This window comes from Caldibacillus sp. 210928-DFI.2.18, assembly GCF_020554505.1.
GTDB classification, from domain to species: Bacteria; Bacillota; Bacilli; order Bacillales; family Caldibacillaceae; genus Caldifermentibacillus; species Caldifermentibacillus hisashii.
The window spans coordinates 28,873-42,584 of sequence record NZ_JAJCHL010000003.1; the positions used below are offsets into that span (position 1 = coordinate 28,873).

The window sequence follows — 13,712 nt, forward strand, 5'->3', positions numbered from 1 at the left end:
GCCATCCCCTCTTTTTTCTAGTTTGGAAATTTTTATCACTAATAATTTGTAATCAAAACTTCTTGTGTCTGATTCATCCGGGCATTCGATTGGTAATTTGAATTGTTATAATCGTAATCAAGATAATGGCAATGGTATTTTTTTGACCAATCAATCAAAATTGTATTCTCTTTCCCTTTATGAATCGTTACATTCGAGAGGGCAAATTTCACATTTCTGCGATCCAAATCATCGAGAAAATTCAATAAATCACGTTCATCTTGCTCCGTCCAACCTCCCTGTTCATTGTATGAGGCAGTGGAAATTAAATATGGTGGATCAGCGTAAAGAAAATCTCCATCAGTGAGTTGGTAATCAATATTCCGGAAATCGGAGCAAATAAAATTCACATTTTTTTCCTTAATCCTTCTCATAAACTGTAAAAGGTTCTGTTCAATTTTTTCATTGAAATCTCTTTTGCCGACAGGGATATTGAATTTCATGTTTTTGTTAAAACGAATTTGGTTGTTAAAACCATATACTGTTAATAAGTAAAAGATTGTATCATAATAACAATTGTTTTCCGTTCGACTATTATATGTATCTCTTAATTTTAAGAATGGCAGCTTATTATAGGCCCCCACCCCTGAGGAGGAATCACAACCGTAATAGGAATAACCAAACTTTCTTGTTTCCGATAATTGAAATTCACTAATAATAGAATAAATCAAGTCAAGAATTTCTCTTTCACTATACGTTTTAAGTGTTTCATATAATCGGATTACTTCTTTTTGATTGTCAATTCCAGTCATGGTACCGGTTGCTTCCATATTTATTAAAACATTTGCCCCTCCACAAAATAAATCGACAAAGTTATGAATATTTTCCGGGAATAATGAGAATAATTGGTTCAATAACTTATACTTACCGCCTGTATAATTTAAACATGATTTCACGTATGGGGTTTTAGTTATTGGCACTTAGATCACCTTCTAATTTCACAGAGATACAAGATTTCCTTATGATCTTCAATCATTGACTTTCCCGTCGTAAAGGGGTGGAATTCTGTTTCAAATATTTGAACCGGTCCTCTCGTTTCCAAAATTCCAATGATTTCTTCAGCTGAAATTTTTGCATTTGAACGACCGACACCTTTTTTCGCCATATTATTATAGGAAACTAATATATATTTTCCATCAATATGGGAAACCAGATCGGCAAAGACTTGGGGGGCCTTCATAGTGCAATAGTCACTTTTAATATGGGAGCGATTGACCATTTTTCTTGCTACACCCGTCACTTCAGGTTTCTTCCACTCTGAAATATTTTCTAACAAATGATAGGCATCCCCATATTGTCTTGAATTATATGGTGTGTCAATATAAAACAAATCCGCCCGTATTTGTTTGACTAACTCATTCGCATCCTCCTTATATATCTGATTTCCTTCATTCCATTCATCATTTAAATCTGGTACTAACAAGGTAAGCTTATTGAAAGAATCTAGTTTTCTCCGATATGCATCATAATGACCGACTGTATTTGCCACCTTATCCATAGCATAAAGCAGAGAAGTAATAAGAATCGCTTTTTCACGAAAGGTCAGACTTTCCGATAAAAGCTCTATTTGTTCTCTTATATATCCGATTTTCTTGGCATTATATTGGGTAAAATATGTACCGCCGAAATTTTTTGAAACATAGTTATCCTCTTCCGGTTCCGCATGATTTAGTTCATGAATAATCGAGCTTATTTTATCTTCGTTTATCGGGTCATTTCGAAACCACGTCCAATAAGACATATAATTAGAATATAAAATATCATTAACAATAATATTTTTACCTTCTCTGTTAAAGAGATCCGCAACAACACCTGTTCCACCAAAAATATCAGCCACCGTTTCAATTCCTTGACAATTTTCGACTACGATCTTACGAATAAAATCCAACAATTTATATTTACTTCCTAAATACCTTCTATTATTTATTTGGAGTTTTTTATCATTTAAGTTTGGCAGAGACAGCTGTTCTTCTTTAAACCTAATTGTTTTCTTGATTTCTTCTACATGTTGTTCGGTCCACATTCTCCAGCCTCTCCAATCCTTCTTCGGTTTTGAGATGGTCCCCTCTTTTACCCAATTATATAATGTCTGTCTTGACAGATTAAATTCTTCCATTATTTCTTTTGTTCGAATTTCCATGAATTTAACCTCCAATTATTCGCAACAATGCAACTTCCTATTTTTACTATTTAAAGTATAGCATAGTCTATTAAGTTAATTTTTTATTTTTTAAATTGCGTTATATGTAAAAATCGAGGACTTGCCCTAAATGATTATATTTCTTATTATACAAACATACGTTTTAAAAATAAAGAGGAATGATTTTATGTATATAGTACGTGGCACAGGTGAGGTTTCAAGAGCATAGGCTATGAGTTGAAAAAACAGTGGCTTTTTCAACGTAAAGTTTGTTCTGCCTTGAATTCTCAACATTACCGGAAATTTATACAATCCATGTAAAATACTAGACCCAAGACAAATTGTCCCAAGTCTAGTATGAGCTAATTTAGGCAGCGGATTTATTTACACGTTGATCGAGTGCCGATCCGATTTTCATGAAAATAAACACACCAAAAAATCCGATAGCGGCAATAAAAACAGTTGTAGCCAAATTATTTAAATATGCACTTATCATAACTGTGATGGAACAGATCAATTGGGCCAAATTATATCCCATCCCGCTGACAGCTAAATAGGAACTTCTGGCGTGAACCGGCGGGAGACTTGCTTGATAGTTTTGTTCAACCGGAACACGGACAACCTCGGCAACAGAGGCTAAGAGCATTGCGATAAATAAAAATGGAATATTGTTCGAGTAGGATATATAAGCATACCCAGCGACAAAAACGAACGATCCGAGAATAATCACATGACGATCTTTGAAGCGTGAAACCATTTTTGCAGCAAATAAAGCCATTAATACGACTAGTACGGTATTTTCCGTCCGCAAAAGACCGGTCATCTCAATGCCATCAAGTTCCCACCAAAGAAATCGTTGCACCGGCATTTCGCTTTCTAATCGAATTCCGACATAATTACTCAATTGAAACTCTAATGACATAACGAAAACAATGGCCATACAATACAGAATGAACAGATGATCACGGAAAACTTCCCGATAATTGCGCAACATTTGACATATATGCTGAAAAACTTTCTCATCTGCAACTTGTTCCGGAACATAGCTCTCATCAATAAAAAAGACAATAAGTATAACAGTAATAAGTGCAGTTATTGACAAGGCAATTAACAATTCAAAAAGGTAATCTTTAAAAAGAAATCCGCCGAGTGACCCTCCAATTGCAATCGATAAATTATTCGCCCAATACATAATGGAAAACATATATTTTCGCTCATCGGGTTTACTGACATCAATCAACATTGCTTGATTTGCCGGACCACCCAATGACCAGCAAATTGTGTTAATCGTCATCATGAAATAGGTAATTAGCGGTGACGTAAACCAAGGGGAATTACAAATCATCATAACTGTAAAAGCGAATAACCGTAACATTTCCGCAAAAACGATTAATTTCTTCCGGCCAAAACGGTCAGAAACATAACCGCCAAAAAACGATAAAGCAATGCCGATAAAAACATTGACAAGAAGAAGAATTCCGGTAATTTTTACGCCAAAGTGATTCGACAAGTAGATGGCCATGAACGGGAAAATCATATTACTAATTGCCGTACTTAAGAAAGATTCAATAATTCGAATTTTAATCGTTCGGTGAAATTGAAAAAATATTATTTAAACTCCCCCCTCAAAAAGGCTATCTCTACTAATTTTACGGTAGATGATAAATTGTTAAAATCCCTGAAAATGGTATCTTCAAGGTTAGTAACGATATGTGGAACTGATATGCCAATTACCTGATCCGGCGACCGGCTTTCAATTGGCGGCACAAAATATTTTTTCCATATAATAATAGAATAACCAATATATAATAATTGTAAGTTTAAGTATAATTTGATTTCGCCTTTAAAACAATAGCCAATTTTCCTTAAGATGAACAATTTAATGCAAATTTTGTACTTTCCTTATAAATCCTATACAATAGAAGACACTGAAAAGAAACATGAAAAAGGATGATTATCATGGCAAACTGGACTGCCTTGCAACAAATGAAACCATTTTTACAGGAAAATTGGGAGAAATCGGGTTTTACCGAAGCAACATTAATCCAAAAGCAGACTGTTCCACTTATTTTAGCCGGAAAAGATGTAATTGCAGAATCACCGACCGGAACCGGGAAAACATTAGCCTACATAATTCCGATACTGGAGCGATTAAATGAGGACAAAAAAGACATCCAAGCGGTCATTCTTGTCCCGTCCCGTGAACTGGCGATGCAAATTTTGGACGAGGTTCGAAAATTTACGAAAGGAACCGAAATCGTAAGTTATTCTTTCATTGGCGGGGCAAATCTAAAGAAACAAGTAGAAAAGCTAAAAAGCCGACCACAAATTGTTATCGGTACAACCGGTCGGATGTACGAATTAATTAAAATGAAAAAAATGAAAATGCATGAAGTGAGAACCGTGGTTGTTGATGAGGCGGACAGACTTCTTTCCCGGGAGCATTTAGCTGAAGTAAAAAATATCATTCATTCTACTTTGAGAGACCGACAACTGCTCGTTTTTTCAGCAACCATTACGAAAGAAACAGAAGAAATCGCCCGTGAGCTCATGAATCATCCGGAAATGATTCGGATTCAAACACAACCTGAAAATGCAACTAATCAGCATCTGTATTTAACATGTGAGCAGCGGGAAAAGATCGATTTGCTCCGAAAAATCATGCATACAAATCCGGGACGCACCATTGCTTTTTTCAAGAATACCGTTAAAGTCGAGGAAGCCGCTGAAAAACTTACCTATCATGGATTAAAGCTTGCGGTTTTAACGAGTGAAGGAAATAAAATGGAACGAAAAACGGCACTGACCCAATTCCGCTCCGGTGCTACCCCTCTCCTCCTAACAACCGATGTAGCGGCAAGAGGTCTCGATATTCCTGATATTGCTACTGTCATCCATGTTGATTTTCCAAGTACAGAGGGGCAATATTTGCACAGATCCGGACGCACCGGGCGAATGGGTAAAACAGGAACGGTTATTTCGCTCGTTAATGCACGAGAAGAAAGTTTTTTAAAAAAGATGAGCAAGGAATTGAATGTGAAAATTAGTAGGAAAGAATTGTATAAAGGGAAAATGGTGGATGTGAAAAAAAATCCTCATAAATAGCATAAAGAAGACGGAGAAAATGTTATTCTCCGCCTTCTTCCTCTTCCATAATCTGGTCAAATGCTTGTGAAACTTTATCGAATTCTTCGGAACCGATTGCCGCTAAATCTCCCTCTTCGTCTACTTTCAAGAAAAAGATGTCGATACCCTCATCGGTTCCTTCCTGTAAGTCCTCAGTAAAACTAACCGCTACATATTCAACTCCATCAACAGGAAATGCAACTAAAACCTCAACCTCGTTTTCTTCTCCTGCTTCATCACTAATTGTAAAAACTCGCCTACTTCAACTTTTTCCACAAAATCCACCTCATTTTTTCGATTTAACAGTTGTTCAAACTAGATGTTAATATTCCCCTCTTTTTGCTGTTTATTCCTATTTTTTCGCATGTCATCAATATTTCGTAATCCCATTTTTAACTTCATTAAGCCAATCGATTGAGAAGCAACTAATTCATGAAGTTCCATTGTTTCATGCCATGCAAGTGTTTGTCGGGACATACCATCCATTTTCCTTTCCCCTTTCAATTTTTCTCAATCGCATTATATGGCTCATTTCATTATTAGGTACATGTTCTGAAACAGAATGGGCGGAATGAATCAGTTTTTAGTAAATACAGATTTAACAATCGTTTTGACTAAATGTACTGCAAAAATTTTTAAAATCACATAAATTGAATGAAATCCTTGAGAATCATATACTTAAAGAGTAATGGAATATACAGGGAGGAATCACAAATGGAATTAGTTGAATTAATTAAATCGCGCCGTTCCATTGGTGCACTTGATGAAAAAGATGTTCCGGATGAAGTGGTTAAAGAATTACTCGATATTGCCGTCTGGGCACCGAATCATAAAAAAACAGAACCATGGAAATTCCGGGTCATTAAAGGGGAAGGCCGGGTTAAACTCGGTGAAGAAATGGCACGTATTACCAAGGAAAAATCAACAGGTTTAAGCGAAGAAGAAGCCAAACAAAAAATTGAAAAAGCGGCAAAAGGTCCGCTGCGTGCACCGGTTATTATTGCATTGGCAGTTAGTCCATCAGGAAAAGTTCCGGAAATTGAAGAAATTGCCGCTTGTGGTTGTGTCCTGCAAAACTTCCTCTTGGCTGCGACGGAAAAAGGATTAGCCACGATTGTCAGAACCGGCGACATCGCCCATGAACCGGAATTGAAGCCTTACTTGAAGTTGGAGGAAAATGATAAAATAATCGGACTCATTTATCTCGGCTATCCGAAAAAGGATTTCGAAATTAAAGCTGTTCGGACACCGGCAGCAGAAAAAACAATTTGGTTTGACTAACGAAAGAAAAGCGGACTCTTGCTTATGAGTCTGCTTTTCTTATTACCATTTAATATCAGTTTTTAAATCGCTCCATAGCTGAAAATCACCCGTATTTTATGAATTTTCCTTAATATTTTTGTTACCGGACAAAATTGCTTAAATCATTCTCTTAAAATATCTTCCAACTTTTTAGCAACAACTTAATAGCCGTACCTAATTCTTTTTCAGGAATTCCGGCAAATCCAAGAACAATTTTTGGCAGGGTTTCCTCCCTTTTAATAATGGAATATGCCGAAACAGGATACACTTTAAGGCCGGCCTGAAGCGCGCGATCGACAAGTTCTTTTTCCTTTAACCCGTTATTCACTTCTAAAACGAGATGAAATCCGGAATGGGCACCGGACACCGTTAATTCTTGATACGGTTTAAGTAAATCAAGTACCTTCTCTAATTTTCGCCGGTATATTTTCCGCATTCGATTCAAATGTTTTTCAAAGTCCCCGTTCCGCATAAATTCGGTTAGAATATGCTGATCAATTCTCGAAACGGAACATTGATAAAAGGTGAGTTCTTTTTTATATTTTTGCAATAAAGAATCAGGCAGGACCATATAACTGATCCGAATAGATGGCATTAATGATTTTGAAAAAGTTCCCAAATAAATCACTTTCCCGTTTTGATCCATGCTTTGCAGTGACGGAATGGACTTTCCACTATAGCGAAATTCACTATCATAGTCATCCTCAATAATTAAACGATTTGGTCTTGCTGCAGCCCAGTTCAACAGCTTTGTACGCCGGTTTACGGAAAGAATCGACCCGTATGGGAAATGGTGGGACGGTGTAACATAAATGACATCAATATTCTTTTCTTCAATTTCTCCTACATTCACTCCTTCCTCATCAACCTCAAGCGGCAGAACATGATACTCATATTTTTTCAAGAGATGAGAAATGACATGATAACCCGGATCTTCCACACCATAGACGGTTCGTTTATCAAGCAATAGTATTAATTGTTGCAATAAAATTTCTAAACCGGCACCGATGACAATTTGTTCGGGATTGCAATGAACACCCCTTGCTTGAAATAAATATTGACAAATTTCTTTCCTCAGCTCATATTCTCCCTGTTGATTTCCTGCTAACAATAAATGCCGGTTTTCTTTTTCCATTGTTTGCTTTGCATATTTGCGCCATTTTTCAAAGGGGAAATGTTCGGTATCGACCCAGCCCGGATGAAAGTGATACTTCATTTGTATAATGGGTTGTTGTTCACGGGATGTATTCGTCATTTCCTTTTGAACATACTCTAAATCTTCATAGGCTTGGACAAAATAACCTTTTCTCGGAACACTTTCCACATACCCTTCTGCCACCAACTGTTCATAAGCGGTTTCCACCGTATTTTGGCTAATTTTTAGAAACTCGGCCAATTTACGTTTGGAAGGTAATTTTTCACCAAAAGTTATTTTTCCAGAAGCAATTTCTTTTTTTATATAAATGTATAACTGCTCGTAAATGGGGGTATCACTAGTACGTTCAATGTGAATGGATAACATATCCATTTGAAACACCTCACTGGCATGGTCAATTTTATAAAAACTGACACTTTTAATGGTATCAGATACTTTCTATAATATAGTAAACTTCTAAAAATGCAATATATTAAAACATTGTATTGGTTCAAACCAATCGGGCATTTTACGGGCGCTTATCATCTACCTTTGCTTCTTTGATTTTCCTAAGCCTTATGGGGAAGATTTAGTGACCGTTAATGCAAAAGAAAACTTAAAAGAAATGGAGTGGAGAAAATGGAGAAATTAGTTGGTACAGATAAAGTAAAAAGAGGGATGGCGCAAATGCAAAAAGGCGGCGTCATTATGGACGTGGTCAATGCGGAACAAGCAAAAATCGCTGAAGCTGCCGGAGCGGTTGCCGTAATGGCTTTAGAGCGGGTTCCATCGGATATTCGTGCAGCAGGTGGTGTAGCGAGAATGGCAAATCCCAGGGTTATTGAGGAAGTAATGAATGCCGTATCAATCCCGGTTATGGCTAAAGCTCGAATCGGTCATATTGTTGAAGCACGAGTTTTGGAAGCTATGGGCGTTGATTACATTGATGAAAGTGAAGTACTGACTCCGGCTGACGATGAGTTTCATATTTTAAAAAGTGAGTTTACCGTTCCGTTTGTTTGCGGCTGCCGTGATCTGGGGGAAGCAGCCCGCCGGATTGGTGAAGGGGCTGCCATGCTTCGGACAAAAGGTGAACCCGGAACCGGTAACATTGTTGAAGCCGTTCGTCATATTCGCAAAGTTAATGCACAGGTTCGTAAAGTAGTAAATATGAACGACGATGAACTAATGACTGAGGCAAAAAATCTCGGTGCCCCATTTGAAGTGTTAAAACAAATTAAAGAGGCCGGTCGACTTCCGGTTGTTAATTTTGCAGCAGGGGGCGTGGCAACACCGGCTGATGCAGCATTGATGATGGAATTAGGTGCTGACGGTGTATTTGTCGGTTCCGGTATTTTTAAATCGGAAACACCGGAGAAATTTGCCAGTGCCATTGTTCAGGCTACGACTTATTATCAAGACTATGATTTAATTGCCAAACTGTCTAAAGATCTTGGCACACCTATGAAAGGAATTGAAATTTCAACATTGGCTGCCGAAGAAAGAATGCAAGAACGCGGTTGGTAAGGTTACTTAAAGGTGCCAAATGATCCCTTTCATAACGAATTTTACTCAACTGGAAAATCTCCGGTTATGATTTTTAAACAAACTGAATTATAGCCTAATGTAAAGGAAGTGAGATAAATGAGTGATTTAACAATTGGTGTTTTAGGGTTACAAGGAGCCGTTGAAGAACATGTGAAACAAGTCGAATCATTAGGAATTCACGCAATCATTGTGAAGCGGCCTTCTCAACTAAATGAAATTGACGGGCTTATTTTCCCCGGCGGAGAAAGTACCACCATGCGAAAATTAATTGACCAATACGGATTTTTTGAGCCGTTGATACAATTTTCCAAAGAGCAGAAACCGATATTCGGTACTTGTGCCGGGATGGTTCTTTTAGCAAAAGAGCTTGAAGGGTCGGAAGTTGTCCATCTTGGCCTCATGGATATTGTTGTTAAAAGAAATGCCTTTGGTCGTCAGCGGGAAAGTTTTGAAGCCGACCTTGAAGTTGCCGGATTTGATTCCCCTTTCCATGCTGTTTTTATTCGTGCACCGTATATTAAAAAAGTTGGCGGTGGAGTAGAAGTATTGGCAGAGGTAGATGGTCATATTGTTGCTGCCAGACAAGGCCATTTATTAACGACGGCCTTTCATCCGGAATTGACAGAGGATTCCCGCTTTCTTGAGCTTTTTGTGGAAATGGTTAATGAAAGCAAAACAAAAACATTCCAAAAGGCTTAGATTTGCGAAACGCTTCCGGAACTTCGGAAAACAAATACATCACAAAAAGCTTAGCCAAACAAAACTTAACCCTTCTAAAAGTTGGCAAACAACTTTTAGAAGGGTTATTTTTTGTATGAGGTTGGTGCCCTTAACTTAACGACCTGCGAAAGATATGGATGTAGTGCCATGTTACTTATTACTAAGCTTTCGACGCAGCAACTGCAGCGATGGTTGGATTTATGGCAACCGTGCCTTGTTTCTTATTGCTAAGCTTTCGACCGGGTCATCAAACTGTCTTTAATCAATTCTTGAATCTCCTTTATTTTTCCTTCATTGAATAAATCAACAATTTTACTGCCAACGATAACCCCGTCACAATATTCGCCTAGGTCACGGGCTTGTTCCCCTTTGGAAACCCCGAATCCTGCCAAAACCGGGACAGGACTTACTTCTTTTAATGTTTGCAAATACTCTTTTACATGTTCATCATGATGTTGTCTCACACCGGTTGTCCCCATAACCGAAACTGCATACAGGAACCCTTCTGAACGGCGAGCAATTTCAACAACTCTCTCTTTTGGACTCGTTAATGCAACAAGTCGGATAAACGCAATCCCGTGTTGATGCAAAAACCCAGCAATCAGATCTTCCTCTTCTAATGGAACATCCGGAATAATCACACCATCAACACCGGCCCGCACACAAGCTTTGGCAAATCTTTCCAAACCGTAATGAAATATCGGATTTATATACGTCATAAGGATGACGGGAACTTCTCTTCTTGTTTTAAAACTTTCAAGTATTTCCAAAACACTCGCTAAAGTCGTACCATTTTTTAATGCTCTAACCCCGGCCTTTTGAATCGTTGGTCCATCGGCGGTCGGGTCAGAAAATGGGATTCCAAGTTCAATCGCCGCAACCCCGCATTCAGCTAAAAAGCGGATCCGTTCCTCCAACACATTAAGGCCACCGTCTCCCGCCATAATGTAAGGAATAAATAATTTTTCACCACTCGCAAGTTTTTCGGCAAATTTTTGCTCAATCCGTTCCTTACCCATTTATCTTTCCTCCAATCGGCTTTTTACTTGTTCCACATCTTTATCGCCCCGACCGGATAAACAAATAACCATGGTCTCATCCGGCGACATCACTTTTGCCAGTTTCATCGCATAAGCAACTGCATGGGCACTTTCCAACGCCGGAATAATCCCTTCCGTTTTTGTTAAAAATTGAAAGGCGTCCAGTGCTTCTTCATCAGTTACAGCTTCATATGTGACTCGCTTCGTTTCATGTAAATGACTATGTTCCGGACCGACTCCCGGATAATCCAGGCCTGCCGATATTGAGAAGGCTTCTGTTACTTGCCCATGTTCATCTTGTAAAAGTTTTGACAAGGTTCCGTGCAAAATTCCGACATCCCCTTTTGTTAGTGTAGCCGCATGCAAATCGGTATCCACACCTTTTCCTGCCGCTTCAACCCCATATAGTTTAACGGACTCGTCTTCAATAAACGGATAAAACATACCGATTGAATTGCTTCCCCCACCGACACAAGCGACGACAGCATCCGGTAACTTTCCTGTCTGTTCAACGATTTGCCGTTTTGTTTCTTTACCGATCACTGACTGAAAATCACGAACGATCAGCGGAAACGGGTGCGGACCAACTGCAGAACCTAGTATATAGTGGGTATCGGTCACATGAGCCGCCCAGTAGCGTAACGCTTCATTGGTGGCATCCTTCAATGTCCCGCTGCCACTGGATACGCCTCTTACTTCAGCCCCTAACATTTCCATGCGAAAGACATTTAATTTTTGCCGTTCAATATCCTCAACACCCATAAACACGATACATTCTAAGCCAAATAGGGCACAGACCGTTGCAGTAGCTACCCCGTGTTGTCCCGCACCTGTTTCAGCAACCACTTTTTTCTTGCCCATCCTCAGTGTCAACAGCGCCTGACCAATTGTATTATTAATTTTATGGGCACCGGTATGATTTAAATCTTCCCGTTTTAAATAAATTTTCGGTCCGCCGAGCTTTTTCGTCAATTGCTCGGCAAAATAAAGCGGTGTTTCCCTCCCGACATATTGTTTTAAATAATATTCCACTTGTTGTAAAAATGCAGGATCATTTTTTGCTGTTTCATAGACTTCCTCCAGTTCCAATAATGCCGGCATTAATAATTCCGGTACAAATCTCCCGCCAAAATTTCCGTATCGCCCTGTTTTATCTGGCATTGTATAAGTTGTCAATGGACTCATCCTTTCCCGTCGATTTTGCTTGTTTAATAAATTCACGAATTTTTTCCGTATCTTTTTTCCCATCTGTCTCTACACCACTGGAAACGTCAACCCCAACCGGACCAACAACCGTAATTGCCTCCCGGACATTATCCGGTGTCAAACCTCCCGCCAAAATAAGTTTGCGACGGTCCAACTCGAAATCCTTTGCAATCTTCCAATCAAATGTTTTCCCGGTACCACCGTGATATTTTCCTTTTGGACTATCAATCAAGTAATAGTCACAAGGGTAGGACCTTATTTCAGAATGATTGATTAAATCGGCTGAATATGCTTTGATCACCGGTAATGGTAGTTTTTCGGCTACACTTGCCGGCTCATTGCCATGAAGTTGCAAAAAATCCAAGCCCACCATATTCGCAATCTCTGTCATTTTTTCAACCGTTTCATTAACAAATACACCTACCTTCTTTACTTGTTTCGGCAATGCGTTCGCAATTTCCCGGGCCGTTTCAGGGGTGATTTTTCTCCGGCTGTCAGCAAAAACGAATCCGATAAAATCAGCGCCCCCTTGAACAGCTGTCCGGGCTGCTTCCAAAGTTTGAATACCGCATATTTTCACAAGCATGTATGGCTCACTTCCTTTCCTGTAAAATCTTTGTTTTCATAAAGTGACACTTCCATCAATGGGGGTCTTCCTGTCGGTTAATGCTTTTCAGTTTATATTTTGAAATAATGAAACCTGGAACGATTTAAAAGTTTCTTCCAAATTCTCCGCCCGCATAAACGTTTCACCGACTAAAACGGCATTCGCCCCGGCATTCCGAACACGTATAACATCTTCTTGTTGCTTCATACCACTTTCACTGATTAAAATCGTCTTCATGCCGCGAACCATCGAAGCAAGCCTTTCCGTTGTTGCCAAGTTTACCTCAAACGTTTTTAAATTGCGGTTATTGATGCCGATTATTTCCGGTTCCAGTCGCAATGCCCGTTCCATTTCTTCCTCATCATGCACTTCCACAAGCACTTCCAAGTCGTTTCCAACTGCATATTGGTACAATTCAGCCAGTTGGGCATCCGATAGGGCAGCGACGATTAATAAAATAATGTTTGCCCCTGCTGCTTTTGCCCGATCTATTTGCACCGGATCAATCATAAAATCTTTACATAAAATCGGTAGCCGGACGGTTTTCCGCACCTGAATCAAATCTTCTATTGAACCGTTAAAAAAAGCTTGGTCCGTTAAAACAGAGATTGCTTTTGCTCCAAGTGCTTCATACCTTTTCGCTTGATCGGCAGGATCAACAGTTGTGTTTATCGCTCCTCTTGATGGTGATGACCGTTTAATTTCAGCAATAATATTCATTTGTGAAGAAGCAGCTACTAAACTTTGAAAAGTCGGGACTGGTTCATAGGCAACCGGTTGAAAGGTTTGACCGGTTAATGTCTTTATCTCGTCTTTTTTCTTTGCAATAATTTCATCTAATATGGTCAA

Annotated in this window: 14 protein-coding genes; 4 read left to right on the forward strand and 10 right to left on the reverse strand. The window is 38.9% G+C overall.

Annotated elements, in window-relative coordinates; all coding sequences use genetic code 11:
* Nucleotides 1-38: 38 nt before the first annotated feature.
* The 3 genes from LIZ98_RS01590 to LIZ98_RS01600 all read right to left on the reverse strand — a co-directional run bounded on the left by LIZ98_RS01590 (nt 39) and on the right by LIZ98_RS01600 (nt 3,791).
* Nucleotides 39-959 (reverse strand): Dam family site-specific DNA-(adenine-N6)-methyltransferase, encoded by a 921-nt coding sequence (locus tag LIZ98_RS01590; RefSeq protein WP_041845788.1) that lies wholly within the window; start codon nt 957-959, stop codon nt 39-41.
* A gap of 5 nt (nt 960-964) precedes the next feature.
* A complete protein-coding gene (locus LIZ98_RS01595) occupies nt 965-2,179 on the reverse strand; it encodes a DNA adenine methylase (RefSeq protein ID WP_227138838.1) in 1,215 nt (404 codons plus the stop codon).
* A 367-nt stretch (nt 2,180-2,546) separates the two neighbouring features.
* A complete protein-coding gene (locus LIZ98_RS01600; RefSeq protein WP_227138860.1) occupies nt 2,547-3,791 on the reverse strand; it encodes an MDR family MFS transporter in 1,245 nt (414 codons plus the stop codon).
* Nucleotides 3,792-4,138: 347 nt separating this feature from the next.
* Here LIZ98_RS01600 and LIZ98_RS01605 point away from each other — a divergent pair, with 347 nt between their 5' ends.
* Nucleotides 4,139-5,284 carry a DEAD/DEAH box helicase gene (locus LIZ98_RS01605; RefSeq protein ID WP_108897676.1) on the forward strand — a complete coding sequence of 382 codons (1,146 nt, stop codon included), beginning with the start codon at nt 4,139-4,141 and terminating at the stop codon, nt 5,282-5,284.
* 22 nt (nt 5,285-5,306) lie between these two features.
* Here LIZ98_RS01605 and LIZ98_RS01610 read toward each other — a convergent pair whose 3' ends face one another.
* Together LIZ98_RS01610 and LIZ98_RS01615 are read right to left on the reverse strand one after the other, a co-directional pair.
* Complete coding sequence (locus LIZ98_RS01610) at nt 5,307-5,549, reverse strand: DUF1292 domain-containing protein (RefSeq protein ID WP_082041227.1); 243 nt, start codon at nt 5,547-5,549, stop codon at nt 5,307-5,309.
* A gap of 71 nt (nt 5,550-5,620) precedes the next feature.
* The gene (locus LIZ98_RS01615; protein ID WP_375293556.1) at nt 5,621-5,791 is read right to left on the reverse strand and encodes a hypothetical protein; all 171 of its coding nucleotides are present in this window, start codon (nt 5,789-5,791) and stop codon (nt 5,621-5,623) included.
* Between the two features lie 228 nt (nt 5,792-6,019).
* On the opposite strand from LIZ98_RS01615, the gene LIZ98_RS01620 reads away from it, so the two are divergent.
* Nucleotides 6,020-6,586, forward strand: a complete 567-nt coding sequence (locus tag LIZ98_RS01620) for a nitroreductase family protein (protein WP_108897675.1) — start codon at nt 6,020-6,022, stop codon at nt 6,584-6,586.
* Between the two features lie 151 nt (nt 6,587-6,737).
* On the opposite strand, the gene pdxR is transcribed toward LIZ98_RS01620, so the two are convergent.
* Nucleotides 6,738-8,135, reverse strand: coding sequence for a MocR-like pyridoxine biosynthesis transcription factor PdxR (pdxR, locus tag LIZ98_RS01625; RefSeq protein ID WP_227138839.1), 1,398 nt, complete (start codon nt 8,133-8,135; stop codon nt 6,738-6,740).
* Nucleotides 8,136-8,381: 246 nt separating this feature from the next.
* Between pdxR and pdxS the strand changes: the two genes are divergently transcribed.
* Nucleotides 8,382-9,269, forward strand: a complete 888-nt coding sequence (gene pdxS, locus LIZ98_RS01630; RefSeq protein ID WP_034768599.1) for a pyridoxal 5'-phosphate synthase lyase subunit PdxS — start codon at nt 8,382-8,384, stop codon at nt 9,267-9,269.
* A 117-nt stretch (nt 9,270-9,386) separates the two neighbouring features.
* The gene (gene pdxT / locus LIZ98_RS01635) at nt 9,387-9,989 is read left to right on the forward strand and encodes a pyridoxal 5'-phosphate synthase glutaminase subunit PdxT (protein WP_227138840.1); all 603 of its coding nucleotides are present in this window, start codon (nt 9,387-9,389) and stop codon (nt 9,987-9,989) included.
* 248 nt (nt 9,990-10,237) lie between these two features.
* Here the strand turns inward: pdxT and trpA are convergent, their stop codons facing one another.
* From trpA to trpC, 4 genes are all read right to left on the reverse strand, one after another.
* A complete protein-coding gene (gene trpA, locus LIZ98_RS01640; RefSeq protein ID WP_227138841.1) occupies nt 10,238-11,029 on the reverse strand; it encodes a tryptophan synthase subunit alpha in 792 nt (263 codons plus the stop codon).
* Complete coding sequence (trpB, locus tag LIZ98_RS01645) at nt 11,030-12,226, reverse strand: tryptophan synthase subunit beta (protein ID WP_227138842.1); 1,197 nt, start codon at nt 12,224-12,226, stop codon at nt 11,030-11,032.
* Nucleotides 12,201-12,842, reverse strand: coding sequence for a phosphoribosylanthranilate isomerase (locus tag LIZ98_RS01650; RefSeq protein WP_041845781.1), 642 nt, complete (start codon nt 12,840-12,842; stop codon nt 12,201-12,203). The genes trpB and LIZ98_RS01650 overlap by 26 nt, the downstream gene beginning before the upstream one ends.
* Nucleotides 12,843-12,929: 87 nt before the next feature.
* On the reverse strand, nt 12,930-13,712 hold the full coding sequence (gene trpC, locus LIZ98_RS01655; RefSeq protein ID WP_227138843.1) for an indole-3-glycerol phosphate synthase TrpC: 783 nt from the start codon (nt 13,710-13,712) through the stop codon (nt 12,930-12,932).